Genomic DNA, 25,370 nt, shown 5'->3' with positions numbered 1-25,370 from the left:
GAGTAATTAAGGATCGTACAATGGCTGCTTCAACATTTTTTATTCCTTCCGTGAATGTAATTGGCGCTGATTCATTAAAAGACGCAATGAATACAATGGCGGAATATGGTTTTCGTCGTACGCTGATTGTCACGGATGCCATGCTGACAAAATTAGGTATGGCTGGCGAGATTCAAAAAGCATTACAGGAACGTGATATTTTCAGTGTAATTTTCGACGGTACGCATCCTAATCCCACGACCAGTAACGTCGCTGCTGGCCTGCACATACTGAAAGAAAATGAATGTGATAGCGTTATTTCCCTCGGCGGCGGTTCTCCGCACGATTGTGCGAAGGGCATTGCGCTGGTGGCGGCTAACGGCGGTGATATTCGCGATTACGAAGGTGTGGACCGTTCTGCAAAACCACAGCTGCCGATGATCGCCATTAACACCACCGCGGGCACGGCATCTGAGATGACCCGTTTCTGCATCATTACCGATGAAGTACGTCACATTAAAATGGCGATTGTGGATAAGCATGTTACGCCGCTGCTGTCCGTTAATGACTCCTCGCTGATGGTCGGCATGCCGAAGTCCCTGACAGCGGCAACCGGTATGGATGCGCTGACCCACGCCATTGAAGCCTACGTGTCTATTGCTGCAACGCCGATTACCGATGCGTGCGCGTTGAAAGCGGTCACCATGATTGCGGAAAACCTGCCGGTCGCCGTTGCAGAGGGCAGCAATGCTCAGGCGCGCGAAGCCATGGCTTACGCGCAGTTCCTCGCGGGCATGGCCTTTAACAACGCTTCTCTTGGTTATGTGCACGCAATGGCGCACCAGTTGGGCGGCTTCTACGATCTGCCGCACGGTGTATGTAACGCAGTGCTGCTGCCGCATGTGCAGGTCTTCAATAGCAAAGTGGCTGCCGCTCGCCTGCGTGATTGCGCTGCGGCAATGGGCGTGGACGTTGCTGGCTTGAGCGCAGAGCAAGGGGCGGAAGCCTGCATCGCGGCGATCCGCGAACTGGCGCAGAAAGTGAATATCCCGGCCGGTCTGCGTGAGTTGAACGTGAAGGAAGAGGATATTGCCGTACTGGCGACCAATGCCCTGAAAGATGCCTGCGGTTTCACTAACCCGATTCAGGCGACTCATGAAGAAATCATGGCGATTTATCGCGCTGCTATGTAATTCGTGATACCTGTCGTAAAGCAGTAAATGGCTGGCGAATAATTCGCCAGCCCCGTCTACCCTTGTAGTACCCCTACAGCAAGGAGACGGTCATGACCAATAACCCCCCTTCAACGCGTATTTATCCCGGCGAGTATGGTTACCCTCTGAAGTTAAAAGCCCGATACGATAACTTTATCGGAGGTGACTGGGTTGCCCCGGTGGACGGCGAGTATTACCAAAACCTGACGCCGGTAACCGGGCAATTACTGTGCGAAGTGGCCTCTTCCGGCAAAAAGGATATCGATCTGGCACTGGATGCCGCGCACAAAGTAAAAGACAAGTGGGCGCAGACATCCGTGCAGGACAGGGCGGCGATACTGTTCAAAATCGCCGATCGTATGGAGCAAAACCTGGAACTGCTGGCGACGGCAGAAACCTGGGATAACGGTAAGCCCATCCGCGAAACCAGCGCGGCAGATGTTCCGCTGGCGATTGACCATTTCCGCTATTTCGCTTCCTGTATTCGTGCGCAGGAAGGGGGAATAAGCGAGGTTGATAGCGAGACCGTGGCTTATCACTTCCATGAACCTCTTGGCGTGGTAGGGCAAATTATCCCGTGGAACTTCCCGCTGCTGATGGCCAGCTGGAAGATGGCGCCCGCGCTGGCGGCGGGTAACTGCGTCGTGCTTAAACCCGCGCGCCTCACGCCGCTGTCCGTGCTGTTGCTGATGGAAGTCATCGGCGATCTGCTCCCGCCAGGCGTGGTGAACGTGGTAAACGGTGCGGGTGGGGAAATCGGTGAGTATCTGGCGACGTCTAAGCGCATTGCGAAAGTGGCGTTTACCGGCTCAACGGAAGTTGGGCAGCAGATCATGCAATACGCCACGCAGAACATTATTCCCGTCACGCTGGAGCTGGGTGGGAAATCGCCCAATATCTTCTTCGCTGATGTGATGGATGAAGAGGATGCGTTTTTTGACAAAGCGCTGGAAGGTTTCGCGCTGTTTGCCTTCAATCAGGGTGAAGTGTGTACCTGTCCGAGCCGTGCGTTAGTACAGGAATCTATTTACGAACGTTTTATGGAAAGAGCTATTCGCCGGGTGGAGAGTATTCGCAGCGGCAACCCGTTAGACAGCGTGACGCAAATGGGTGCGCAGGTCTCGCATGGTCAACTGGAAACCATTTTGAATTACATCGATATTGGTAAGAAAGAAGGGGCTGATGTTCTCACCGGCGGGCGGCGCAAGCAACTGGATGGCGACTTAAAAGAAGGTTATTACCTCGAACCAACCATTCTGTTTGGCAAGAACAACATGCGGGTTTTCCAGGAAGAGATCTTCGGGCCCGTGCTGGCCGTCACGACCTTTAAAACTATGGAAGAGGCGCTGGAAATCGCCAATGACACCCAATATGGGCTTGGCGCTGGCGTCTGGAGCCGTAACGGAAATCTGGCGTACAAGATGGGCCGTGGGATTCAGGCGGGGCGTGTTTGGACCAACTGTTACCATGCTTACCCCGCCCATGCGGCATTCGGTGGCTATAAGCAGTCAGGCATCGGGCGCGAGACGCATAAGATGATGCTCGAGCATTATCAGCAAACCAAATGTCTGCTGGTGAGCTACTCGGATAAACCGCTGGGACTATTTTAATTTCTCATCACTTATTGCCCGGTTTTGCGCCGGGCATATCTTTATTCTGCAGTTATATATAAACCCATATATCGTTATATAAATAAGACGATTGCATCCAATCTGGTCATTCCACTACTATTATCAACTCTATTGTGTAAATCAAATTGCAGCCGAATTTTCAATTTAAATCCCTGAGGCAAATATGTTCCTTAATTATTTTGCATTAGGAGTGCTTATTTTTGTATTCCTGGTCATTTTTTACGGGATTATTATTCTGCATGATATTCCCTATCTCATTGCAAAGAAACGTAACCATCCTCATGCTGACGCAATACATGTCGCGGGCTGGGTGAGTTTGTTTACCTTACATGTCATTTGGCCCTTTTTATGGATCTGGGCAACGCTTTATCGCCCGGAACGCGGGTGGGGTATGCAAAGCGCGGATTCTTCCCTGATCCAGTTGCAGGCCAGGGTTGCCGATCTGGAAAAGAAACTGGGTGAGGCGAAGACCTCTCCGGCGGAGTAATATCGATGGATTTATTGATCGTTCTGACCTATGTGGCGTGCGCATGGTCAATATTTAAGATTTTTAAAATTCCTGCCAATAAATGGACAGTACCCACTGCAGCATTGGGCGGTATATTCATTGTTTGCGGGCTTATATTACTGATGAATTATAACCATCCGTATACATTTAAGGCGCAAAAGGCGGTAATTTCTATTCCCGTAGTGCCACAGGTCACGGGGGTCGTGACGGAAGTGACGGATAAGAAGAATACGCTGATCAAAAAAGGTGAGGTGCTGTTTAAACTTAATCCGGGACGTTATCAGGCACGAGTGGATCGCCTGAAAGCTGATATTGTCACCGCACAACATAAAGAGCAGGTGCTGGTGGCGCAGTTAGACGAAATGCAAGCCAACACGCAGCGGGCAAAGGCTACGCGTGACAAGCTAGCTAAAGATTACCAGCGCTATGCGCAGGGGAGTCAGGCGAAGGTCAATCCTTTTTCTGAACGCGATATCGATGCGGCGCGGCAAAACTATCTGGCGCAGGAAGCAGCGGTGAAATCCTCCGTTGCGGAACAACAGCAAATCCAGAGTCAGTTAGACAGCCTGGTGCAGGGTGAGAATTCGCAAATTGCCAGCCTGAAAGCGCAGTTAGCCGAAGCGGAGTTCAACCTGGACCAGACAGTGGTTCGTGCGCCCAGCGATGGTTACGTTACGCAGGTGCTGATGCGACCGGGAACCTATGCCGCCGCGCTGCCTATGCGTCCGGTGATGGTGTTTATCCCGGATCAAAAACGGCAAATTATCGCCCAGTTCCGGCAAAACTCGTTGCTGCGATTGGAGCCAGGCGATGAAGCTGAAGTGGTGTTTAACGCCCTGCCGGGTAAGGTTTTCAGCGGCAAACTGGCTGCCATCAGTCCGGCCGTACCGGGGGGAACATACCAGTCGAATGGGGCGCTGCAATCCTTAAATTCTACGCCCGGATCGGAAGGGGTGATCGCCACGATTGAGCTGAATGATAATGTGGATGTGAACGCTCTGCCTGATGGGATTTATGCGCAGGTCGCGGTTTATTCTGATCACTTCACCCATGTGTCAGTGATGCGTAAGGTTCTGCTGCGTATGACCAGTTGGGTGCATTATCTGTATCTCGATCACTAGGCGCAGGCTATTTTGCTTACCATTTTGAACCTGGTCCCTAATTTCGCTTACTCAGGCTGCTGTTCCAGCGCCTGAGTAAGTTGCTGGCGGAGCTCTGCCAACATCTCATCAAGAATAAACTGTACCCGCCATGGCTGATATTCACGTTTGCGGAAAATCACCACCAAATCCAGCCACCATTCATGTTGTTCTGAGAAACATGGAACCAGCGACCCGGATTCAATATCTTTTTGGATACTCGCATTTGGCGCAAAAACAATGCCCAGATGGTTACGTGCCAGCGCCAGTGCAGACTGTGTATTGTCGCAGACATAATTTCCGGTCACCCGATAATCGTGCATCTCCTTGCCTCCGGCAGAAGTGAAACGCCAGATATTAGCCTCATCTATCATCATGGAATCAATCAGGATACAGGAATGTTTTTCCAGTTCATCAGGGCTACTAATAGGATGTGCTTTGATATACTCAGGGCTGGCAAAAGCCGTCACCGCATATTTAGTAATGAAACTGGCAACCAGAGATTCATCTTTAGGATGTGCATAGGTGATTAAAATATCACAATCTTCAGGAAAGTCGACACCTTCAAAAAATGCCTTTCGTTCCAGGTTACATGTTTTAAGTGAGAGACTAATTCCACCGATATCCTGAATTTTTGCGATCACATGTTGCGATAAATAAGCAATTATGCCCGTCGGAGCATATACGGTTACCCGGCCACGTTTTTCGTGCTTATAATCAGCAATGAAATTATTGAGCTGATCGTTTCTGTCCAACATGTCATTGATGTAAGGAAGCAGCGCTGTACCAAACGGTGTGAGGGTGAGCTGTCGAGTGGTGCGATCAAATACCTTTAGTCCAACTTTGGATTCAAAATCAGCAAGATACTTACTAACGTTGGCTTGTGCGATGCCGAGAACCGTAGCGGCATGACTGATGTTTTCACTGGCAGCAATTACCGAAATAATCTTCAGTTCCCGGTGTTTGAGTTGTAATTTGTTCATCGCCAAACCCAATATATATATGTTTGTATATATTACTATATAAATATGAATCTTGCACCGATGAAATTGTAAGCATTATTATGCACGCGTTTTGTATCTTATTTTAAAATGGAATGTGGGCATGTTAATTAAACGCAATATTGTGGCGCTATTCGCCTTTTCATTTATGGCGAGCGCAACTGCCGCAGAATTTTCTATTGGCGGCGGCGCTGTATATAACGAATCTCCTTATCGTGGATATAATGATAACGTTCACGCAGTACCGCTTGTCAGTTATGAAAGTGAATCATTTTATTTTAGGCAAACAACGTTAGGTTATATTCTTTCAAAAAATGAAAGTAATGAATTTAGCATTACTGCCTCGTACATGCCGCTTGAGTTTGATCCGGGTGATAACGACGATCAAGCGATGAAGCAACTGAACAAGCGTGACGCAACCGCGATGGCGGGTGCTGCATGGTATCACCATGAGAAATGGGGCAGCGTGAAAGTCTCCGCAGCAGCGGATGTGCTGGACAACAGCAACGGTTGGGTTGGGGAAATGTCTCTGTTTCGCCAAATGCCGATGGGCAAGCTGACGCTGACGCCGGCGATTGGCGTGCTCTACTATGACGAAAACTTCAACGAATATTACTACGGCATCTCTGGCAATGAATCCCGCCGTAGTGGGTTATCAAGTTACTCCCCTGGCGATAGCTGGACACCGTATGTTGGTCTGTCCGCTAAATACGCATTGACCAGCAATCTGACGCTGCTGGCCAGCGCCAACTATAGTGCGCTGCCAGATGATATTAAAAATAGCCCGATGGTCGACCGTGATGACAGCTTTACCTTTATGTCCGGTCTGACCTGGCGTTTCTGATTCTCACCCGTTTGTCCTCAGGGAGGAGGGCAATCTTTTCAATGTGGTAGTCCGGATAAGACCCGAAGCATCGTCATCCGGCCATTTCCAATGAGCTGGGCTTTACCGTTCGCGATTAGGCGGATCGCCATAGTTGTTCAGGCACCTGACAATATTTAACCGTTTCCCCTGTCCGATCAAGGCGTCAGGGGCAACCTCTCTGGCACTCTGTGGTTTTCACGCAGACGGAGGGAGCAATGAACGAGTTTATTATGGCGGATGCGGCAAAATGTATTGGGTGTCGTACCTGCGAAGTTGCTTGCGTCGTCGCGCACCAGCAAAACCAGGACTGCGCGTCGGTCTCTTCCACTGCGTTTACCCCGCGCATCCGCGTGATCAAAGACGACGCCTTTACGACGGCAGTCGCCTGCCATCAATGCGAGGACGCTCCCTGTGCAAATGTCTGCCCGACGCACGCAATTCGTCGTGAACATGGGCATATCTTCGTTGAACAGACGCGTTGTATTGGCTGTAAAAGTTGTATGCTGGCCTGCCCGTTTGGGGCAATGAATGTCGTCGCCCGCTCGTCACGGGTGCAGGCGATAAAGTGCGATTTATGCTGGCACCGTGATGCGGGACCCGCGTGTGTCGAAGCCTGCCCGACCAGCGCGTTGCAGTGTATAGATGCCGTCAGTATTCAGCGCCAGCGTCTGTGTTCACTACCACAGTAATGTGAGTCCCGACCTGTGGTTAGGTCGGGATTTGCGTTAGCCTTCCAGCCAGGCACGTTCGATCTCTTCAGCCAGAATCTTCACTCCAGCTTCTATTTTCTCCGGTTCTGGCACGTAGTTCATCCGCATACACTGATGCGTATGCGGCCAGGGTTTATCCAGACCAGGGAAGAAGTAATCACCGGGAACCATCAGCACGCCGCGCGCTTTCAGACGCTGATACAACAGTTCGGTGCTGATAGGCAAATCTTTGAACCATAACCACAGGAAAATCGCGCCCTCCGGTTTATGAATAAGGCACCGATCTTCAGATAAATAGCGGCGAATGATCGCAATCGTCTCCTGAACGCGCTGATAATAAAACGGCTTAATAACCGTCTCGGACAGGCGCAGAAGGTCGTTGCGCTTAATCATTTCGCACATGATTGCCGGACCCATTCCGCCAGGCGCGAGACTGATAATGCCGTTCATGTTGGTGATGGCGGTGATGATTTTTTCATTCGCGATAATGATGCCGCAGCGGGAGCCTGGCAGACCCAGCTTGGAAAGGCTCATGCACAGCACAATGTTGGGATTCCACAGCGGGCGCGCTTCGCTAAAGATGATGCCGGGGAACGGTACGCCATAGGCGTTATCAATCACCAGCGGGATCCCATGCTGGTTAGCCAGCCGGTCCAGCTTCATCAGCTCTTCATCGGTGATCACGTTGCCTGTCGGATTTGTCGGACGTGACACGCAGATCATGCCCGTCTCTTCACCGATGTGCAGGTGTTCAAAATCAACGTGATACTTAAACTGACCTTCTGGTAACAGTTCGATATTTGGACGCGCGGAGACAAAGAGATCCTCTTCCAGCCCGGAATCGGCATAGCCAATGTATTCCGGAGCTAACGGGAACAACACTTTTTGCGTTGTTCCGTCGGCGCGGCGTCCGGCGAACAGATTGAATAAGTAGAAAAATGCGCTCTGACTGCCATTTGTCAGTGCAATATTTTGTGGCTCGATATCCCAACCCTGCTTCTCACGTAGCAGTTTCGCCAGCTCAGTCAGCAGCTCGGTTTTACCTTGTGGACCATCGTAATTGCAAAGCGCATCAGTGGCTTTGCCGTTTTCCAGCATATCTGCCAGCAGAGATTGAAAGTAATTTTGCATCTCTGGAATTTGCGCCGGATTGCCGCCACCGAGCATGATGGCGCCTGGGGTGCGTAAACCGTCGTTAAGGTCCTCCATCAGGCGTGTGATGCCTGAATGGCGGGTAAATTTGTCGCCAAAAAGTGAGAATGTCATAGCAGGTGGTCTGTCGAACTGAGTAGTAAAGTGGCTAACCATAGCGCTACCCATGGCAGGGTGCAAATCAGGGGTATGAGGCTGGATTGAGATTTTGTGCTACTGATTTTTATTTGGCTGGTTTTTAATGTTGAGTAAGGCTTCCCGCTGCGTGGACAGCGAGAAGCCTGCCGGGATCAGGGCTGACCGGCCCACACCACCATCACCTTATCGTCGCCATGCTCACGAATAAATCCGTATCCCTGCTTCAGCGGCAGCGTGATTTGTTTACCGGCGCCAATGGCGGGATGTCTGGCCCTGAACTGACTGATTCGCTGCCAGTGGGCGACGCTGGCGGCAGATTTCCCGGTCACATCCTGCCAGTTCATTTCTGAGCGCGTACCCTGTAATGGGTCTGAGCCGGTTGGGCCAAAGGGGCGGGCCGACTCGTCGCCATAAAAGAGTTGAACCGCGCCAGGTGCCAGCAGCAATAGCTCGGCGGCTTTGTCTCCACCTTCGCGGAACAGACGTGTATCGTGCGAGGAGAGATAGCTCAGGACGTTGAAGTCCTGCAATTTATCCGCCATCTGCTGCCAGGTGGGGTCCATATTTGCCAGACAATCAACGGCCTTTGCCGCCTGCTCCTGGTAGTCGAAATTGATCATCGCATCGAAGCCGTGACGGTAATAGTCGCTTTGCATCACACCGTGACCCCAGGCCTCGCCAGTCATCCAGAAGGGATTATCATCCAGCGCTTTTTCCGGATTGGCTTTCTTCCATTCGAGCAGCGCCGCGCTGGCTTGTGTTTTTAGCTGCTGCCAGGCGGGAAGCTCGACGTGTTTAGCGGTGTCGACCCGAAAGCCGTCAATCCCATAATCACGCACCCACTGACTGAGCCAGTGCGTCAGATAATCCCGGGGTGTGTAGCCGGCGATGGCTTTGGCGTGCGTATCCGGCTTGTGCTGATAAAAGTTTGGCAGCCCGGAAGGCGTGGTGGATTCGGTTTTCAGATCGGGCAGGAAAGCCAGCGACATCGTCAGGTCGTCAAAGCCAGGATTGTCGTAATCGCCAATATCGGTGCGGATCCAGTTTTTTCCCCACCATTTTTCCCAGCCAGCTTTATCGCTAAAGTTGATGTAATCATTGAAACTGTGCCAGCTTTGCCCGGCGGATGGCTGCCAGTCCGTCCAGAGTTCCCCGAGCGTTTTTTTCAGTTCATCGCCCGATAGGTACAGTGCCCCAAACTGATACTCCTGCATATCCGCCAGCGTGGCGTAGCCGGTATGGTTCATCACCACATCAAACAAGACACGGATGCCGCGCTGGTGTGCGCCATCAACCAGCGCACGCAGGTCCGCTTCGTTTCCCATATTGGCGTCAAGCGTGGTCCAGTCCTGGGTGTAGTAGCCGTGGTAAGCGTAGTGGGGGAAGTCCCCTTTGGCGCCACCGCCGACCCAGCCGTGGATTTGCTCAAACGGCGCGCTGATCCACAGGGCGTTGACGCCTAACTGTTGCAGGTAGTCGAGTTTGCTGGCGAGCCCGCGCAAATCGCCACCGTGGAACGTGCCAATTTCCTGCATGCCGTCGTTGCGACGCCCATAGCTGTGATCGTTACTCGGATCGCCATTCACAAAGCGGTCCGTCAGGACGAAATACACCGTGGCGTTATGCCAGTCGAAAGCGGCGGGGGCATCGGTTTCTGCCCGTTCCAGTAGCAACAGCCCGTTACTTGTTGCGGCGGGTTGTAGGGTAATCGACCCGTTTTTTACCGTTGCCGTTTGCTGGCTGTAGAAATCACGCACCACGGCACCTTCCGGGAAGGTCTGGCTCACGTCCAGCGTTAATGGTGAACCGTCCCATTTCGGGCATTGGCGAATCTGGGTGGTGACGGTGTCCTTAGCACTTTTTACCAACAGCATCAGCGTTGGCGTACCGGAGCGGGTATCGATTTCCAGCGTGTAATCGCCGTCTTTGAATAAACGCCACTGTGGCGGCGTGCCTTCACAAGGTTTTAGCGACAGCATCTGGTTGAGTTTTATCGCATCAGCAGGCTGCCAGCACTGTTGGTCAAAATTTAGGGTTAAAGGACGGGTACCCTTCGTCAACGCAGCATGGCTGACGAATTTTCCCGTACCTTCCGCTTCGAAGGTGGGAAGTCCTTGAGACGTCCATGATGAGGCGATGGCAATGCCGGGCATTAGCGCCAGCGCAACGGCGGCAAGTTTCATAGTGCTGTCCTTGATGCTGCGATTTTCGCCAGTTTGCCAGTGAAATCAGGCCGGAAACTCCTCCTTTGAGTTGATTCCGCCAGGAGGAGAAGGGAGGGTGAGCGATCGCGCGCAAAAAATGAACTGATTTTGCGATAACCTCCACATTTTCTTCGAATTAATGGCACCCAGAACCGTTAATACGTGACATAGTTTCAGAATTGGACTATTCCTGTGGGTGCTCTTGACGGCTATTTTTGATATGATTTGAGATTCATCTCTCATTTTTGTGAAAAATATAAGGTGTTGGAATGTATAAATCCGACCAGGAGACCTAATGATATTGACTCCCATTCGACGATATGGGGCAATGATTCTTATGTTACTCACCGTTGCATTTTCGGGTGAGGTGCTGGCAAAGACACACACGGCGACAACGAGTCACAAGCCCCAGATAACCAAGGCAAGTAATAAACAGGTTAGCAGTAAACAAGAGTATTCTCGCAATAGTGCAAAGAGTAGTTCACTTCCTGATTTGCGAAAATACCCTTCCGGAACACCAAGGAAAAAAGCGTTTCTCCGGACGGTTATGCCTTATATTACCAGTCAAAATGCTGCCATTACGGCGGACCGTAACTGGCTGATTTCAAAACAGTACCAGAACCGCTGGTCACCGACTGAGCGTACGCGTATGAAAGACATCGCGAAGCGCTACAAGGTGAACTGGTCTGGTAACATGCGTAAAATTCCGTGGAACACGCTGCTTGAGCGTGTAGACATTATCCCGACCAGTATGGTGGCAACCATGGCTGCGGCAGAAAGCGGCTGGGGTACGTCGAAGCTGGCGCGTAGCAACAACAACCTGTTTGGCATGAAATGCGGCAAGGGTCGTTGTAACAATGCACCGGGTAAGGTCAAAGGCTACTCACAATTTGAATCAGTGAAAGAGTCGGTGAATGCTTACGTCATTAATTTGAATACGCATCCGGCCTACTCTTCCTTCCGTAAGTCACGTGCGCAGTTGCGTAAAGCCGATCAGGAAGTCACCGCCACCGCGATGATCCATAAGCTGAAGGGTTATTCCACTAAGGGACAGAGTTATAACAACTATCTGTTCGCAATGTATCAGGACAACCAGCGTTTAATCGCCGCGCATATGTAATTTCGAGTGCCGGATGGCGACTTCGCCCTCCGGCTATCATCCTTATAGCAAAACTTCACTGTTCACATCGCGATACTCTTTTGGCGTCGTGTCGTACTCTTTCTTAAATACCGAATAGAAATACTGCAGAGATGGGTAGCCGCACATCTGTGAAATTTCGTTGATTGAAAGCGTGGTAGAAATCAACAGGCTGCGTGCCTTTTCCAGCTTTTCGGCATGAATCACGGCGTGAATGGTCTCTCCGACCTCTTCTTTAAAGCGTTTCTCCAGATTCGAACGTGAAATCCCTACTGAATCCAGCACTTGTTCAACCTTAATGCCTTTACAGGCATGATTACGAATAAAGTGCATCGCCTGAATTACCGCTGGATCGGTCAAGGAGCGGTAATCGGTTGAACGACGTTCTACAACACGCACCGGTGGAACCAGAATGCGTTGCAGCGGCAGTTCTTCATTCGCCAGCATACGATGCAGGAGTTTTGCGGCCTGATATCCCATCTGTCTGGCTCCCTGAGCCACGGATGACAGCGCTACCCGTGACAGGTAACGGGTCAATTCTTCGTTGTCTATCCCTATCACGCAGAGTTTTTCCGGTACGGGAATATGCAGGTGTTCACAGACTTGCAGGACGTGTCGTGCCCGCGCGTCGGTGACCGCGATAATGCCGGTTTGCGGCGGCAGAGTTTGCAGCCAGTCCGCCAGCCTATTTTGCGCGTGCTGCCAGTTCTCCGGTGCGGTTTCCAGCCCCTGATAGACGACGCCGCGGTACTTCTCTTTGGCAACCAACTGGCAAAACGCATATTCACGTTCTGCGGCCCAGCGTTTACCGCTTGAGGAAGGCAGGCCGTAAAACGCAAAGCGGTTAATCCCTTTCTCTTTCAGATGCAGGAAAGCGCTTTCTACCAGCGCGTGGTTGTCGGTGGCAATGTAATGTACTGATGGATAATCTTGCTGCAGATGGTAGGAACCCCCAACGCCGATGATCGGAACATCGACATCGACAAGTAATTGCGCAATATCATCATCGTCATAATCAGCAATAACGCCATCGCCCAACCAGTCTTTAATATTATCGATACGGGCGCGGAAATCTTCCTCAATGAATATATCCCACTCGGATTGCGATGCCTGTAAATATTCACCCACTCCTTCTACCACCTGGCGGTCATAGGCTTTATTGGCATTAAATAACAGAGTGATGCGGTGACGTTTATCAAACATAAGAACCTGTCCTGGAAAGGTTAACGTGGGCCTGTCGATACTAGCAAAACCGCAGGTACGACTGCTTGATGAAGCGTGACAAATTTCCTGATTGCCTGAGGCTACGCAAAATTTACATACTGCTAGCGGGATGACAATTGTCATTTTTTATCTGCGCATTACGGTTTTTTGTTTAATGGCTAACCTTCGATCGTGATCGCCTTTTTATTTCTTTTTTCAGCGCGTTTTTTTGGGAGCCAGCGCACGTTTGGGTATTCTCTTAATCGCGGTGTGAAATAACGTAATTGAGCAATAAATCAGGAAATTCCAGTATAGCCATATCGCAGTTTACTTGCCGTATTACCTGATTATGGAGCTTATTATGCCGGCTTATTTTGACCAACTCGATCGTGTACGTTTTGAAGGAACTCAGTCCACCAACCCGCTCGCATTTCGTCATTACAACCCAGACGAAATCGTGTTGGGCAAGCGCATGGAAGATCATCTGCGTTTTGCTGCCTGCTACTGGCATACCTTCTGCTGGAACGGTGCGGATATGTTCGGTATGGGTGCCTTCGATCGTCCGTGGCAGCAGCCCGGTGAAGCGCTGGAATTAGCGAAGCGCAAGGCGGACGTGGCGTTCGAGTTTTTCCACAAACTGAACGTGCCCTACTACTGCTTCCATGACGTGGATGTCTCGCCGGAAGGTGCGTCGCTGAAAGAGTACAAAAACAATTTTGCGCAGATGGTTGATGTACTGGCGGCAAAACAGGAACAGAGCGGCGTGAAGCTGTTGTGGGGAACGGCAAACTGCTTCACCAACCCACGTTACGGCGCGGGCGCGGCCACGAACCCGGATCCAGAAGTGTTCAGTTGGGCCGCCACGCAGGTGGTTACGGCTATGGATGCCACGCATAAACTAGGCGGTGAAAACTACGTTCTGTGGGGCGGTCGTGAAGGCTATGAAACGCTACTGAATACCGATCTGCGGCAGGAACGTGAGCAAATTGGCCGCTTCATGCAACTGGTCGTGGAACACAAACACAAAACCGGTTTCCAGGGCACTTTGCTTATCGAGCCGAAGCCGCAGGAACCGACCAAGCACCAGTACGATTACGATGCGGCGACCGTATACGGATTCCTCAAGCAGTTCGGTCTGGAAAAAGAGATCAAACTGAATATCGAAGCCAACCACGCCACGCTGGCGGGTCACTCGTTCCATCACGAAATCGCCACCGCTATCGCGCTGGGTCTGTTTGGCTCTGTCGATGCCAACCGTGGGGACGCGCAACTGGGCTGGGATACTGACCAGTTCCCGAACAGCGTAGAAGAGAATGCGTTGGTGATGTACGAAATCCTGAAAGCCGGCGGCTTCACCACCGGTGGCCTGAACTTCGATGCCAAGGTTCGTCGTCAGAGTACCGATAAATACGATCTGTTCTATGGTCATATTGGTGCGATGGATACCATGGCGCTGTCGCTGAAAATTGCGGCGCGTATGATTGAAGACGGTGGTCTGGATCAGCGCGTGGCTAAACGTTATGCCGGTTGGAATGGTGAGCTGGGCCAGCAAATTCTGAAAGGGCAGATGACGCTGACGGAAATTGCGCAGTACGCTGAACAACACAACCTGGCGCCAGTGCACCAGAGCGGTCATCAGGAATTGCTGGAAAATCTGGTGAACCATTATTTGTTCGACAAATAACGGGTCTCTGAGCATGTCCGTAAGCCCGGTCAGCTCGCGCGACCGGGCCTTTCTTTAAGGAACGATGCCCTATGTATATCGGGATAGATCTTGGCACATCAGGCGTAAAGGCCATTCTGCTCAATGAGCAGGGCGATGTGGTCGCTTCGCAAACAGAGAAACTCACCGTCTCGCGCCCGCACCCGTTATGGTCAGAACAAGACCCAGAGCAGTGGTGGCTGGCAACGGATCGCGCTGTGAAAGCTCTGGGTCGGCAGCATTCACTTCGCGAGGTGAAAGCGTTGGGAATTGCCGGACAGATGCACGGCGCGACGCTACTGGATGCACAACAGAAGGTATTGCGCCCGGCTATCCTGTGGAACGATGGTCGCTGCGCCGAAGAGTGCGTCATGCTGGAGAGTCTGGTTCCGCAGTCTCGTGCCATCACCGGCAACCTGATGATGCCTGGCTTTACCGCGCCAAAGCTGCTGTGGGTACAGCGCCACGAACCGGAGATTTTTAGCCGGGTTGATAAAGTCCTGCTGCCGAAAGATTACCTGCGCCTGCGTATGACCGGCGATTTCGCCAGCGATATGTCTGATGCGGCTGGTACCCTGTGGCTGGATGTTGCGAAGCGTGACTGGAGTGATGTCATGCTGGAAGCCTGTAAGCTGACTCGTGCGCATATGCCTGCGCTCTATGAAGGCAGTGAGATTACCGGAACATTGTTGCCAGCAGTCGCCAGGGCCTGGGGAATGCAGGAGGTTGCGGTGGTCGCCGGAGGCGGGGATAACGCAGCGGGGGCGGTTGGCGTGGGCATGATGAATGCCGGTCAGGCGATGCTATCGCTGGGTACTTCCGGGGTCTATTTTGCGGTCAGCGACGGCTTTCTCAGCAAACCGGAAAGCGCGGTCCATAGCTTTTGCCATGCATTGCCTGAACGATGGCACCTGATGTCCGTGATGTTAAGTGCGGCATCCTGCCTGGACTGGGCGGCAAAATTAACCGGACTGGCGAGTGTTCCTGCGTTGATTGCCGCAGCGCAACAGGCGGATGAACACGCTGAGCCGGTCTGGTTTTTACCCTATCTGTCCGGTGAACGTACGCCGCACAACAACCCGCAGGCGAAGGGCGTATTTTTCGGTCTGACGCATCAGCATGGTCCGGCGGAGCTGGCACAGGCGGTGCTGGAAGGCGTTGGTTTTGCATTGGCTGAGGGTATGGACGTGGTACACGCCTGCGGCGTGCAGCCCTCCAGCATTACGCTGATTGGCGGCGGGGCACGCAGCGAATACTGGCGTCAGATGCTGTCTGACATCAGCGGATTGCAGTTGGATTACCGTACCGGCGGCGATGTTGGTCCTGCTCTCGGTGCGGCGCGTCTGGCGCAGATTGCCATTAATCCGCAGCAGCCATTATCAGACCTTCTACCTCAGCTTACGCTGGAGCAGGCGCATTATCCTGATGCCGAGCGCCATGCCCTTTACCAACAGCGTCGGGAAAACTTCCGCCGAATCTATCAGCAATTACACCCGCTGATGTCCTGACCCTAAATCCCCTCTGGTAAACAGAGGGGATTTATCAAATATATATTTCAATCTAATTAATAATTGGCGCGCATGAATTTATTCTGAAAGTCCGGCGTAGTGACCTTTTCTGTGTTGTCTTTAGCGGGTTATTCATATTGTATCCATGATGGATAAGGAGGTCCCAATGAAGACGACAAGGCTGTTGCCATGGATATTATTCTTCTCTGGTGCATTTATTTACGTTATTGGCTTATGGCGGGCATGCCCGTTATTGAGTAGCAAAGGCTATTTTTTTGCCGTGCTGATGACGGGAATGTTTGTGACGTACGTTTATCAGCGTGCAGAAAATCTCAATCAGAACGATGAACACTTCGCCTCTGTATGTCAGATGGTGGCGCTCATCACGGTCGGGGTGCTGTTGGTGGGCGTATTGAATGTCCCATTATCCCCCCTCGAAAAGGGGCTGTTCCCGGTGGCATTCATCGTATGTTTACTGGGGCAAGTTTTACTCATGCGTTCAGCAGAATATTTATCTAAAGGACAGGACCTCTAAATGGAAAACAGGACATCAACTTATTCACCGGCATTTAGTCTTGTGTCATGGGTCGCGCTTCTCGGCGGCATTGTGGTTTATCTGCTGGGGTTGTGGAATGCCGATATGCAGTTGAACGAAAAGGGGTATTACTTTGCTGTTTTGGTGCTTGGTTTGTTTTCTGCTGCGTCGTATCAAAAGACGGTACGGGATAAATATGAGGGGATCCCGACAACGCCGATTTACTACATAACCTGTCTTGCCGCGTTTATTATTGCGGTTGCGTTGTTGGTTATCGGTTTGTGGAATGCCACGCTGCTGCTAAACGAGAAAGGGTTTTACGGCCTGGCCTTCTTTTTAAGCCTGTTTGGTACCGTTGCGGTGCAGAAAAATATCCGTGATAGTGGCTTTGAGCATCCAAAAGAAACGCTGGCAGTCGCAGACGATTTTACGGAGTGATCGTATGCCCTCGATGGTTACCGATCGAGGGCTTTTATTGTTAGCTCACCAGTCTGCGCGTATCGATGCGCTGCAACAATACAGACAACAGTAAACTTCCCGCCAGCGTGGCGCTAAAAATCCATAGCATATCCAGCGGCGGCCAGTTTTTGAGTTCAACACCGTTGGTGCGTAGCGCGTGAATGATCAGCGCATGAAAGCCATAAATGCCCAGAGAGTGGCGGGAAATAAGGCCCAGTACCGGCAGAGTGCGCGTACTGAGCGTATTTTTGACCAGCGTCAGGAGGGAGGCAGCACAAATAAACACCGCCGGGCCGCAATAGAGATACCAGGTATCGGCAAAATTGCCTCGCCAACGCAGTTCATGCAACGTGCCTCGAGAAATAATAAACACTGCGGTGATAAACAACGCCGCACAGAGCCAGGTAAGTGCGCGTTTGTGCGTATCCATCATACCAATCGCTCGGCCTAGCATACCGTACACGATGTAGTAGAACGTGTCGCCACTGATGTACAGGTTGATGGGAAGCCACTCAAAACCGCCAATTTTTTGTGAGACGGTATTGGGATTGGCAATCACCCCAATCACCACCATAAGCGCCAGCAGCATCTTGCCGCTGATATTTTTTACCTGTATCAGCGGGGAAACCAGGTAGATTACGGCGATCGCGAAGAAAAACCACAGGTGATAGAACACCGGCTTTTGCAGCAGGTTTTTCAGCGACAGCTCAGCGTTGATCGAGGTAAACAGCAGGATGTAGGCCAGCGCCACGCTGCTGTAAAACAGGATGCAGAGCGCAATGCGCATGAAATGGCGCGGTTTGGCGCTGCGCTCGCCAAAAAACAGATAGCCCGAAATCATAAAGAACAACGGGACGCTGACGCGAGAAGCTGAATTGAGCACATTGGCCAGATCCCAATTCAATGGGCTGACGCTTTGCGCATTGGTGATGTACCAGGTCGTGGTGTGGATCATCACAACCATGAGACAGGCTATCCCGCGCAGGTTATCAATCCAGAATATTTTGGGCTGCATCAGTTCCTCTGTATCCATTAAAAAAAGTCTGACCGAAAATTTGCGAGCGTAGCTCACTGGAAAAATCCGAGTTCTTACGCTAAAGCTTGAGATGGTCTGATGAGATTCTCAAAATAGCATCCGTTTCCAGACACTTAATAATAAGACTGACCAGCAAACCAGGCGGTAATAAAATGATGATGAAGTATTTCTTTTCCGCGATCGTTACCCTTTTACTGGTTGCGTGCGCCGACACCCAGCCGCCTGCACCCGCGCAGAAGGCGCAAAAGATCAAAGTCAGTGCAACACGTTCGCTGGATATGGAGTCACTGTGTAAAAATGAGGCGGCACAAATCTACAACACTGGTGTGCAGAAAATTGATATCTCCGGTCTGGAACAATTTCAGGGCAGCTATGAGATGCGTGGTTCTACCTTCCGTAAAGAGAGTTTTGTCTGCTCTTTTGATGCAGACGGGCAGTTTTTACACCTTTCCATGCGCTAAGTTCCCCCTTTTTCCCGTTTCATACTGTATATCTTGCAGCCAGCGGGTATACTGACCGCTTCCTTTAAATCCACACGTATCCAGCACGAAATAATATGCAAAAGTTTGATACCAGGACCTTCCAGGGCTTGATCCTGACCTTACAGGATTACTGGGCTCGCCAGGGCTGCACCATCGTTCAACCATTGGACATGGAAGTCGGCGCGGGGACATCTCACCCAATGACCTGCCTGCGGGCGCTGGGGCCGGAACCGATGGCGACTGCTTATGTGCAGCCTTCTCGTCGTCCGACCGACGGCCGCTATGGCGAAAACCCGAACCGCTTACAGCACTACTATCAGTTCCAGGTAGTGATTAAGCCGTCTCCGGACAACATTCAGGAGCTGTACCTGGGTTCTCTGAAAGAGCTGGGTATGGACCCGACCATTCACGATATCCGTTTCGTGGAAGATAACTGGGAAAACCCAACGCTGGGTGCCTGGGGTCTGGGTTGGGAAGTGTGGCTGAACGGCATGGAAGTCACGCAGTTCACCTACTTCCAGCAGGTTGGTGGTCTGGAATGTAAACCAGTGACCGGGGAAATTACCTACGGTCTGGAACGTCTGGCCATGTACATTCAGGGCGTAGACAGCGTTTACGACCTGGTCTGGAGCGACGGCCCGCTGGGTAAAACCACTTACGGCGACGTGTTCCATCAGAACGAAGTGGAGCAATCCACCTACAACTTCGAATACGCCGACGTGGACTTCCTGTTCACCTGCTTCGAGCAGTACGAGAAAGAAGCGCAGCAGTTGCTGGCGCTGGAAAATCCGCTGCCGCTGCCTGCGTATGAACGTATTCTGAAAGCCGCCCATAGCTTCAACCTGCTGGATGCGCGTAAAGCCATCTCCGTCACCGAGCGTCAGCGCTATATCCTGCGTATTCGCACCCTGACCAAAGCAGTGGCAGAAGCTTACTACGCTTCCCGTGAAGCCCTTGGCTTCCCGATGTGCAACAAAGACAAATAAGAGGCGGCCATGTCTGAGAAAACTTTTCTGGTGGAAATCGGCACTGAAGAGCTGCCACCAAAAGCACTGCGCAGCCTGGCTGAGTCCTTTGCTGCGAACTTTACCGCGGAGCTGGATAATGCTGGCATCGCGCACGGCAACGTGGAGTGGTTCGCCGCGCCGCGTCGTCTGGCGTTGAAAGTCGCTGCCCTGGCTGAAGCACAACCCGACCGTGAAGTAGAAAAACGCGGCCCGGCTATCGCCCAGGCGTTTGACGCCGAAGGTAAACCGAGCAAAGCGGCCGAAGGTTGGGCGCGTGGCTGTGGCATCACGGTTGATCAGGCTGAGCGTTTGACCACCGACAAAGGCGAGTGGCTGCTGTATCGCGCGCATGTGAAAGGCGAAAGCGCTGAAGCGTTGCTGCCGAACATGATCGCCACCTCACTGGCGAAGCTGCCGATCCCGAAACTGATGCGCTGGGGCGCGTCTGACGTTCACTTCGTGCGTCCGGTTCACACCGTGACGTTGCTGCTGGGCGATAAAGTTATTCCGGCAACTATTCTGGGTATTCAGTCCGATCGCGTGATCCGCGGGCATCGCTTTATGGGCGAGCCGGAGTTCACCATCGATAATGCCGATCAGTACCCAGAAATTCTGCGTGAGCGCGGCAAAGTGATTGCGGATTACGCTGAGCGTAAAGCCAAAATCAAAGCCGATGCCGAAGACGCGGCGCGTAAAATTGGCGGCAACGCCGATCTGAGTGAAAGCCTGCTGGAAGAAGTCACCTCGCTGGTGGAATGGCCGGTCGTGCTGACCGCGAAGTTCGAAGAAAAATTCCTCGCTGTTCCGTCCGAAGCGCTGGTACACACCATGAAAGGTGACCAGAAGTACTTCCCGGTATACGCGAACGACGGCAAACTGCTGCCGAATTTTATCTTCGTTGCCAACATCGAATCCAAAGACCCGCAGCAAATCATCTCCGGTAACGAGAAGGTGGTTCGTCCGCGTCTGGCGGATGCCGAATTCTTCTTCAATACTGACCGTAAAAAACGTCTGGAAGACCATCTGCCGCGTCTGCAAACCGTGCTGTTCCAACAGCAACTGGGTACGCTGCGCGACAAGACTGACCGTATCCAGGCGCTGGCGGGCTGGATTGCTGGTCAGATTGGCGCTGACGTTAACCACGCAACGCGTGCTGGCCTGCTGTCCAAGTGCGACCTGATGACCAACATGGTCTTCGAGTTCACCGATACTCAGGGCGTGATGGGCATGCACTACGCGCGTCACGATGGTGAAGCGGAAGATGTCGCTGTGGCGCTGAACGAGCAGTATCAGCCGCGTTTTGCCGGTGATGACCTGCCGTCTAACCCGGTTGCCTGTGCCGTGGCGATTGCCGATAAGATGGACACCCTGGCGGGTATCTTCGGTATCGGTCAGCATCCAAAAGGCGACAAAGACCCGTTTGCGCTGCGTCGTGCCGCGCTGGGCGTACTGCGTATCATCGTTGAGAAGAACCTGAATCTGGATCTACAAACGTTGACTGAAGAAGCGGTTCGTCTGTATGGCGACAAGCTGACTAACGCCAACGTGGTGGATGATGTGATCGACTTTATGCTCGGTCGATTCCGCGCCTGGTATCAGGATGAAGGTTACACCGTCGATACCATTCAGGCAGTACTGGCGCGTCGTCCGACTCGTCCGGCTGATTTCGACGCACGTATGAAGGCTGTTTCGCACTTCCGTACGCTGGAAGCCGCGTCCGCGCTGGCTGCAGCGAACAAGCGTGTATCGAACATCCTGGCGAAGTCCGAAGAGACGCTGAATGACCGCGTAAATTCGGCAACGCTGAAAGAGCCGGAAGAAATTGCGCTGGCGCTGCAGGTTGTGGTGCTGCGCGATAAGCTGGAGCCTGTCTTTGCAGCTGGTCGTTACCAGGAAGCGCTGGTTGAGTTGGCGGAACTGCGTGAACCGGTTGATGCGTTCTTCGAGAAAGTGATGGTCAACGTGGAAGATAAAGATCTGCGTATTAACCGTCTGTCTATGCTCGCAAAACTGCGCGAACTGTTCCTGCGCGTAGCGGATATTTCTCTGCTGCAGTAACGCTCCTGAGCTGACTTAGAAAAGCCGGATAAGCATTGTGCCATCCGGCTTTTTTGTATGTAGTTAGCGCAGCTGTAATTTTGTCAGACAGGTCTGGCTGTCTTCCATCGTCTTGATGGGATACTCCGCCGTTTTACCGTTGTAACTTACCGCGATTGTGCCTGCCATATTGCGCGGTAGCCATACCCCGACGAAGCCATTTCGACCACTCTTCATCACTTTTTGTACCACCACCTCACCCTTGTTATCCGTCACTTTGACATTGAATGCCTTCTCCGGCATTTCGCCCTGGCAGCCAGAAAGGCTGTGGTTGAAGCAAGGATGTGTTTGCCATTCATAGGGGGCAAATGACAGATAGAACTTGTCACCTAGCGGTAGGGTATAAATCTGATCGCCCGAAGAGAGCTTCAGTTCGGTACTGGTGATTGATGCTGAGTACGGCAGCGGGCGGTTCTGTGGCGACTGGTCAATGGTCTCGACGATTTGCTCGACGGATTTACCGCTGAGCCCGTGTTCCGCCAGAAAAGCAGCTTCCGGAGTTGCTGCGAACGCGCTACCGGTTGTGAGCAAACCTAAAACCAGCAGCAGTGAGGATTTCGACATAGCTTCAATTCCTTGTGAATATTGTGGAATACAGACTGGCTCACTATAAAGCTTGCCCTTAGGGAAAGGTCAAAGGGAGGACGGGTAAAGTAATGCAAAGAAGCGTTTGGGCGGGGAGTCTTGCGAAGTACAGATAAAAAAAATCCCCGCCGTTTGGCAGGGATTCAGAATTTTGAGCTTTTTAAGCTTACAGGCTGGTTACGTTGCCAGCTGCCGGGCCTTTAGCGCCGCTTTCGATGGTGAAGGAAACTTTCTGACCTTCGTCCAGAGATTTGTAGCCATCGTTCTGGATAGCAGAGAAGTGTACGAACACGTCTTTAGAGCCATCGTCAGGAGTGATGAAGCCGAAACCTTTGTCAGCGTTGAACCATTTTACGATACCAGTCATTTTACCGGACATAGTGTATTACCTTTTAAAAAATAAGTGTGCCTTTCGGCGATATGGCGTGCTTTACAGATTTTTTAACAGTAAAGGAAATGCTCACTACGAAGGGTATCAACGATAACTCTTGAAGGGACTTGCCTTACTAACTGCTGTAATGGTCTGTACGTCAAACCGTTGAGGGCATTAACTCATTTTACGCATGTGGATGCAACTACTATTTTCTTTTTTGTGGATAACCCCCTTAAGGGAACGGCCCTTTTACAGGACCGTTCATAAGTAAAATTGAAAAATAGTTCAATCCATCAGTTGCTTACTTAATCTTGGGTCTGCCTGAATCAGGCGCATTAACTTCAATTCGGTATTGGAAGGCTTTACGCGTTTAGACTCCCATTCATGAACCGTCGCGACCGTCACGCCCATCACCCGGGCAAAATCATCTGTTTTTAAACCTGTCCCTCGTCGTAGCTGTTCAAATTCGGTGAAAGGGTTGGTTTTTTGCGTCAGAGTAACCGTCTGCGATACATCTTTAAAAACAATCTGCTCCAGACTGCTCAGCAGTTCAAACATAGGATCTTTGTATTCCATTGAGAACTCCTACAAATCACACAGCGGGATCGTGAATTTCATCGAAGCTCATTAAGAGTAGTCGGAAAAAATGAAGCCGGATTTTAGGTTTGTGTGATGGATTCGTTTCAGCGGATCGGGGTCGACAATCTTTTGCAGGCTAACGAACTGATAAAGGTCGTGATCTGCGAACGATCGATCCCGATTGTAAAGATGACTAAAATATGACGTCGTGTGGTAAATGGCGCATTGTTTAGCAAAACGATGGGTGGCGGGAGCGGTTATTTTCCCCCACAAGATTACGCGGAAAGGGTATCTTGCGGGGCTGACCTGGACTATCCTTGTCAACGTCAGGCACGCGGGTGTCGTTGTGCGCATTTTTGGGTGAAAGGAGTATTAAAATGGCGACAGGTAAGTCCTGCTCTCGCTGGTTTGCGCCTGTTTTGGCGCTCTTAATGGTAGTTGGCCTGAGTGGGTGTTTTGATAAAGAAGGCGATCAACGCAAAGCGTTTATCGATTTTCTGCAGAATACTGCAATGCGTAGCGGAGAGCGTTTACCAACGCTGACCGCCGATCAGAAAAAACAGTTTGGCCCGTTTGTGTCCGATTACGCGATTCTGTATGGCTATTCGCAGCAGGTTAATCAGGCAATGGACTCCGGTCTGCGCCCGGTGGTTGATAGCGTAAATGCGATTCGTGTTCCTCAGGATTATGTGACTCAGCGTGAACCGCTGCGTCAGGCAAATGGTGCGTTGGGCGTATTAGGGCAACAGTTGCAGAATGCGAAACTGCAGGCAGATGCTGCGCATGGCGCGCTGAAGCAGGGCGAGGATCTGAAGCCGGTCTTTGACCAGGTCTACAATAAAGTCGTCACTGTACCTTCAGAGGCGCTACAGCCGCTGATCCCTGCCGCGCAAATCTTCACGCAGCAGTTAGTGCAGGTCGGTGATTTTGTGGCACAGCAGGATACGCAGGTGAGCTTTGTCGCTAACGGTATCCAGTTCCCAACTTCACAGCAGGCAAGTCAGTACAACACGCTGATTGGCCCGTTGGCCTCTCAGCATCAGGCATTTAATCAGGCCTGGACTGCTGCGGTGAATGCCGCTCAGTAATGAAGGCGCTGTAATACATAAAAGGCCGGGTAAGCGTAAGCGCTACCCGGCCTTTTGTTTATGGCGCGACCTGCGGGTTCACGCAATTCTTCTCAACGCGTCCTTGCAGCGCATCGATTAAGTTATCCACCGCACAGGCCGCCATGTTATAGCGCGTTTCGTGCGTCGCTGAGCCTATGTGCGGCACGGCTACCACGTTTGGCAACGCCAATAACGGTGAGTCTGCCGGTAATGGCTCCTGCTCAAACACATCCAGGCCTGCGGCATGAATTTCCCCGCTTTGCAGGGCGGCAATCAGCGCTTTTTCATCGACCACTGGCCCACGCCCGGCGTTAATGAAAATGGCGGAGGACTTCATTTTGGCAAACTGTTCGGTACTAAACAGATGATGCGTTTCTGCGGTTAACGGCAGGATCAGGCAGACAAAATCGGACTCCTGCAACAGCGTATCGAGGTCGCAGTAACGCGCGTTGAAGCGTTCTTCCGCCTCCTGGTGATGACGGCGCGCGTTATAAAGAATCGGCATGCTAAAACCAAAATGCGCGCGTTGCGCCAGCGCCAGACCAATACGGCCCATGCCGACAATCCCCAGCGTTTTGTGGTGTACATCCGTACCAAACCAGTCCGGCCCGATACTTTTGGTCCACTCGCCAATTTTCACCCGTTCAGCAACTTCTACCACGCGGCGAGCGGTGCTTAACACCAGCGCCATTACCGTATCGGCGACAGTTTCCGTCAGCACGGTTGGCGTGTGCATCAACAGCACCTTACGCGCGTTGAGGGCATCGACGTCGAAGTTGTCATAGCCTACGGAAATCGTGGATGTCGCACGAAGCCTGGGCATCCTCTCCAGCAGGGCGGTATTGACGGCTTCACTGGAACCCAGCAGACCTTCCGCGTTGGCAAAAGCCTCGGCGTGCTGTGTGACCGTTTCCGGGCGCAGGTTAGGCACATGAGTCACAGTAAAATGCTCTTCCAGGCGATGCAGTAAATCGTCAGGTAACGCTTTATAGAGAATAATGGACGGCTTCATGCGA

At 51.8% G+C, this 25,370-nt stretch carries 24 protein-coding genes; 15 read left to right on the top strand and 9 right to left on the bottom strand.

From position 1 onward, the window contains the following. Positions 1 to 20: 20 nt before the first annotated feature. The 4 genes from yiaY (at position 21) to OGV65_RS12760 (ending at position 4,453) form a co-directional block, all read left to right on the top strand. Positions 21 to 1,172: an L-threonine dehydrogenase gene (yiaY, locus tag OGV65_RS12775; RefSeq protein ID WP_151222231.1), complete on the top strand. Its 1,152-nt coding sequence runs from the start codon at positions 21 to 23 to the stop codon at positions 1,170 to 1,172. A 92-nt stretch (positions 1,173 to 1,264) separates the two neighbouring features. Next, a complete protein-coding gene (gene aldB, locus OGV65_RS12770) occupies positions 1,265 to 2,803 on the top strand; it encodes an aldehyde dehydrogenase AldB (RefSeq protein WP_019078065.1) in 1,539 nt (512 codons plus the stop codon). Positions 2,804 to 2,987: 184 nt separating this feature from the next. Then, a complete protein-coding gene (locus OGV65_RS12765) occupies positions 2,988 to 3,311 on the top strand; it encodes a DUF3302 domain-containing protein (RefSeq protein ID WP_003024200.1) in 324 nt (107 codons plus the stop codon). A 5-nt stretch (positions 3,312 to 3,316) separates the two neighbouring features. Beyond that, positions 3,317 to 4,453 carry an HlyD family secretion protein gene (locus OGV65_RS12760; protein ID WP_016154946.1) on the top strand — a complete coding sequence of 379 codons (1,137 nt, stop codon included), beginning with the start codon at positions 3,317 to 3,319 and terminating at the stop codon, positions 4,451 to 4,453. A 47-nt stretch (positions 4,454 to 4,500) separates the two neighbouring features. On the opposite strand, the gene OGV65_RS12755 is transcribed toward OGV65_RS12760, so the two are convergent. Then, positions 4,501 to 5,454, bottom strand: a complete 954-nt coding sequence (locus OGV65_RS12755; protein WP_216403936.1) for a LysR family transcriptional regulator — start codon at positions 5,452 to 5,454, stop codon at positions 4,501 to 4,503. 121 nt (positions 5,455 to 5,575) lie between these two features. Here OGV65_RS12755 and OGV65_RS12750 point away from each other — a divergent pair, with 121 nt between their 5' ends. After that, complete coding sequence (locus OGV65_RS12750; protein WP_016154944.1) at positions 5,576 to 6,316, top strand: MipA/OmpV family protein; 741 nt, start codon at positions 5,576 to 5,578, stop codon at positions 6,314 to 6,316. 236 nt (positions 6,317 to 6,552) lie between these two features. Further along, complete coding sequence (locus OGV65_RS12745) at positions 6,553 to 7,026, top strand: 4Fe-4S binding protein (protein ID WP_053388707.1); 474 nt, start codon at positions 6,553 to 6,555, stop codon at positions 7,024 to 7,026. Between the two features lie 36 nt (positions 7,027 to 7,062). On the opposite strand, the gene avtA is transcribed toward OGV65_RS12745, so the two are convergent. After that, positions 7,063 to 8,313 carry a valine--pyruvate transaminase gene (gene avtA, locus OGV65_RS12740; protein ID WP_047501324.1) on the bottom strand — a complete coding sequence of 417 codons (1,251 nt, stop codon included), beginning with the start codon at positions 8,311 to 8,313 and terminating at the stop codon, positions 7,063 to 7,065. Positions 8,314 to 8,489: 176 nt separating this feature from the next. Beyond that, entirely contained in the window at positions 8,490 to 10,520 is a 2,031-nt protein-coding gene (gene malS, locus OGV65_RS12735; protein ID WP_286455020.1) for an alpha-amylase, read from the bottom strand. A gap of 316 nt (positions 10,521 to 10,836) precedes the next feature. Between malS and OGV65_RS12730 the strand changes: the two genes are divergently transcribed. Beyond that, positions 10,837 to 11,661, top strand: coding sequence for a protein bax (locus OGV65_RS12730; protein ID WP_286455019.1), 825 nt, complete (start codon positions 10,837 to 10,839; stop codon positions 11,659 to 11,661). Between the two features lie 42 nt (positions 11,662 to 11,703). On the opposite strand, the gene xylR is transcribed toward OGV65_RS12730, so the two are convergent. Then, a complete protein-coding gene (gene xylR / locus OGV65_RS12725) occupies positions 11,704 to 12,882 on the bottom strand; it encodes a D-xylose utilization transcriptional activator XylR (protein WP_047501327.1) in 1,179 nt (392 codons plus the stop codon). Positions 12,883 to 13,243: 361 nt separating this feature from the next. Here xylR and xylA point away from each other — a divergent pair, with 361 nt between their 5' ends. The 4 genes from xylA (at position 13,244) to yiaA (ending at position 17,065) form a co-directional block, all read left to right on the top strand. After that, a complete protein-coding gene (xylA, locus tag OGV65_RS12720; RefSeq protein ID WP_047501329.1) occupies positions 13,244 to 14,566 on the top strand; it encodes a xylose isomerase in 1,323 nt (440 codons plus the stop codon). Between the two features lie 71 nt (positions 14,567 to 14,637). Next, positions 14,638 to 16,092, top strand: a complete 1,455-nt coding sequence (gene xylB, locus OGV65_RS12715) for a xylulokinase (RefSeq protein WP_286455018.1) — start codon at positions 14,638 to 14,640, stop codon at positions 16,090 to 16,092. A gap of 166 nt (positions 16,093 to 16,258) precedes the next feature. Then, a complete protein-coding gene (gene yiaB / locus OGV65_RS12710) occupies positions 16,259 to 16,627 on the top strand; it encodes an inner membrane protein YiaB (RefSeq protein ID WP_103766986.1) in 369 nt (122 codons plus the stop codon). Beyond that, the gene (gene yiaA, locus OGV65_RS12705; protein WP_286455017.1) at positions 16,628 to 17,065 is read left to right on the top strand and encodes an inner membrane protein YiaA; all 438 of its coding nucleotides are present in this window, start codon (positions 16,628 to 16,630) and stop codon (positions 17,063 to 17,065) included. It abuts the gene before it with no gap. Between the two features lie 40 nt (positions 17,066 to 17,105). On the opposite strand, the gene OGV65_RS12700 is transcribed toward yiaA, so the two are convergent. After that, positions 17,106 to 18,101 carry an acyltransferase gene (locus tag OGV65_RS12700; protein WP_046275799.1) on the bottom strand — a complete coding sequence of 332 codons (996 nt, stop codon included), beginning with the start codon at positions 18,099 to 18,101 and terminating at the stop codon, positions 17,106 to 17,108. 173 nt (positions 18,102 to 18,274) lie between these two features. Here OGV65_RS12700 and OGV65_RS12695 point away from each other — a divergent pair, with 173 nt between their 5' ends. The 3 genes from OGV65_RS12695 (at position 18,275) to glyS (ending at position 21,669) form a co-directional block, all read left to right on the top strand. Beyond that, complete coding sequence (locus OGV65_RS12695) at positions 18,275 to 18,583, top strand: YsaB family lipoprotein (RefSeq protein ID WP_016154920.1); 309 nt, start codon at positions 18,275 to 18,277, stop codon at positions 18,581 to 18,583. Between the two features lie 95 nt (positions 18,584 to 18,678). Beyond that, positions 18,679 to 19,590 (top strand): glycine--tRNA ligase subunit alpha, encoded by a 912-nt coding sequence (gene glyQ, locus OGV65_RS12690; protein ID WP_001168551.1) that lies wholly within the window; start codon positions 18,679 to 18,681, stop codon positions 19,588 to 19,590. A gap of 9 nt (positions 19,591 to 19,599) precedes the next feature. Continuing rightward, positions 19,600 to 21,669 carry a glycine--tRNA ligase subunit beta gene (gene glyS, locus OGV65_RS12685; protein ID WP_016157728.1) on the top strand — a complete coding sequence of 690 codons (2,070 nt, stop codon included), beginning with the start codon at positions 19,600 to 19,602 and terminating at the stop codon, positions 21,667 to 21,669. A 63-nt stretch (positions 21,670 to 21,732) separates the two neighbouring features. Here the strand turns inward: glyS and cueP are convergent, their stop codons facing one another. The 3 genes from cueP to OGV65_RS12670 all read right to left on the bottom strand — a co-directional run bounded on the left by cueP (position 21,733) and on the right by OGV65_RS12670 (position 23,242). Beyond that, a complete protein-coding gene (gene cueP, locus OGV65_RS12680) occupies positions 21,733 to 22,272 on the bottom strand; it encodes a copper-binding periplasmic metallochaperone CueP (protein ID WP_046275781.1) in 540 nt (179 codons plus the stop codon). Positions 22,273 to 22,459: 187 nt separating this feature from the next. Next, the gene (gene cspE, locus OGV65_RS12675; protein WP_000014594.1) at positions 22,460 to 22,672 is read right to left on the bottom strand and encodes a transcription antiterminator/RNA stability regulator CspE; all 213 of its coding nucleotides are present in this window, start codon (positions 22,670 to 22,672) and stop codon (positions 22,460 to 22,462) included. 279 nt (positions 22,673 to 22,951) lie between these two features. Continuing rightward, the gene (locus tag OGV65_RS12670) at positions 22,952 to 23,242 is read right to left on the bottom strand and encodes an HTH-type transcriptional regulator (protein WP_016157726.1); all 291 of its coding nucleotides are present in this window, start codon (positions 23,240 to 23,242) and stop codon (positions 22,952 to 22,954) included. A gap of 380 nt (positions 23,243 to 23,622) precedes the next feature. On the opposite strand from OGV65_RS12670, the gene OGV65_RS12665 reads away from it, so the two are divergent. Continuing rightward, positions 23,623 to 24,333, top strand: a complete 711-nt coding sequence (locus tag OGV65_RS12665) for a DUF3053 domain-containing protein (protein WP_016154915.1) — start codon at positions 23,623 to 23,625, stop codon at positions 24,331 to 24,333. Positions 24,334 to 24,391: 58 nt separating this feature from the next. Here OGV65_RS12665 and ghrB read toward each other — a convergent pair whose 3' ends face one another. After that, positions 24,392 to 25,366 carry a glyoxylate/hydroxypyruvate reductase GhrB gene (gene ghrB, locus OGV65_RS12660; RefSeq protein ID WP_286455016.1) on the bottom strand — a complete coding sequence of 325 codons (975 nt, stop codon included), beginning with the start codon at positions 25,364 to 25,366 and terminating at the stop codon, positions 24,392 to 24,394. Positions 25,367 to 25,370 lie beyond the last annotated feature (4 nt).

It is taken from the genome of Citrobacter sp. Cb004 (assembly GCF_030337065.1).
Taxonomy (GTDB): Bacteria; Pseudomonadota; Gammaproteobacteria; order Enterobacterales; family Enterobacteriaceae; genus Citrobacter; species Citrobacter braakii.
This window is presented reverse-complemented; position numbering and strand designations above follow the sequence as displayed.

What these genes read in the sequence shown, in the direction of transcription:
- yiaY (WP_151222231.1), top strand. Translation starts at nt 21, where the DNA reads ATGGCTGCTTCAACATTTTTTATTCCTTCCGTGAATGTAATTGGCGCT.
- aldB (WP_019078065.1), top strand. Translation starts at nt 1,265, where the DNA reads ATGACCAATAACCCCCCTTCAACGCGTATTTATCCCGGCGAGTATGGT.
- OGV65_RS12765 (WP_003024200.1), top strand. Translation starts at nt 2,988, where the DNA reads ATGTTCCTTAATTATTTTGCATTAGGAGTGCTTATTTTTGTATTCCTG.
- OGV65_RS12760 (WP_016154946.1), top strand. Translation starts at nt 3,317, where the DNA reads ATGGATTTATTGATCGTTCTGACCTATGTGGCGTGCGCATGGTCAATA.
- OGV65_RS12755 (WP_216403936.1), bottom strand. Translation starts at nt 5,454, where the DNA reads ATGAACAAATTACAACTCAAACACCGGGAACTGAAGATTATTTCGGTA.
- OGV65_RS12750 (WP_016154944.1), top strand. Translation starts at nt 5,576, where the DNA reads ATGTTAATTAAACGCAATATTGTGGCGCTATTCGCCTTTTCATTTATG.
- OGV65_RS12745 (WP_053388707.1), top strand. Translation starts at nt 6,553, where the DNA reads ATGAACGAGTTTATTATGGCGGATGCGGCAAAATGTATTGGGTGTCGT.
- avtA (WP_047501324.1), bottom strand. Translation starts at nt 8,313, where the DNA reads ATGACATTCTCACTTTTTGGCGACAAATTTACCCGCCATTCAGGCATC.
- malS (WP_286455020.1), bottom strand. Translation starts at nt 10,520, where the DNA reads ATGAAACTTGCCGCCGTTGCGCTGGCGCTAATGCCCGGCATTGCCATC.
- OGV65_RS12730 (WP_286455019.1), top strand. Translation starts at nt 10,837, where the DNA reads ATGATATTGACTCCCATTCGACGATATGGGGCAATGATTCTTATGTTA.
- xylR (WP_047501327.1), bottom strand. Translation starts at nt 12,882, where the DNA reads ATGTTTGATAAACGTCACCGCATCACTCTGTTATTTAATGCCAATAAA.
- xylA (WP_047501329.1), top strand. Translation starts at nt 13,244, where the DNA reads ATGCCGGCTTATTTTGACCAACTCGATCGTGTACGTTTTGAAGGAACT.
- xylB (WP_286455018.1), top strand. Translation starts at nt 14,638, where the DNA reads ATGTATATCGGGATAGATCTTGGCACATCAGGCGTAAAGGCCATTCTG.
- yiaB (WP_103766986.1), top strand. Translation starts at nt 16,259, where the DNA reads ATGAAGACGACAAGGCTGTTGCCATGGATATTATTCTTCTCTGGTGCA.
- yiaA (WP_286455017.1), top strand. Translation starts at nt 16,628, where the DNA reads ATGGAAAACAGGACATCAACTTATTCACCGGCATTTAGTCTTGTGTCA.
- OGV65_RS12700 (WP_046275799.1), bottom strand. Translation starts at nt 18,101, where the DNA reads ATGCAGCCCAAAATATTCTGGATTGATAACCTGCGCGGGATAGCCTGT.
- OGV65_RS12695 (WP_016154920.1), top strand. Translation starts at nt 18,275, where the DNA reads ATGATGATGAAGTATTTCTTTTCCGCGATCGTTACCCTTTTACTGGTT.
- glyQ (WP_001168551.1), top strand. Translation starts at nt 18,679, where the DNA reads ATGCAAAAGTTTGATACCAGGACCTTCCAGGGCTTGATCCTGACCTTA.
- glyS (WP_016157728.1), top strand. Translation starts at nt 19,600, where the DNA reads ATGTCTGAGAAAACTTTTCTGGTGGAAATCGGCACTGAAGAGCTGCCA.
- cueP (WP_046275781.1), bottom strand. Translation starts at nt 22,272, where the DNA reads ATGTCGAAATCCTCACTGCTGCTGGTTTTAGGTTTGCTCACAACCGGT.
- cspE (WP_000014594.1), bottom strand. Translation starts at nt 22,672, where the DNA reads ATGTCCGGTAAAATGACTGGTATCGTAAAATGGTTCAACGCTGACAAA.
- OGV65_RS12670 (WP_016157726.1), bottom strand. Translation starts at nt 23,242, where the DNA reads ATGGAATACAAAGATCCTATGTTTGAACTGCTGAGCAGTCTGGAGCAG.
- OGV65_RS12665 (WP_016154915.1), top strand. Translation starts at nt 23,623, where the DNA reads ATGGCGACAGGTAAGTCCTGCTCTCGCTGGTTTGCGCCTGTTTTGGCG.
- ghrB (WP_286455016.1), bottom strand. Translation starts at nt 25,366, where the DNA reads ATGAAGCCGTCCATTATTCTCTATAAAGCGTTACCTGACGATTTACTG.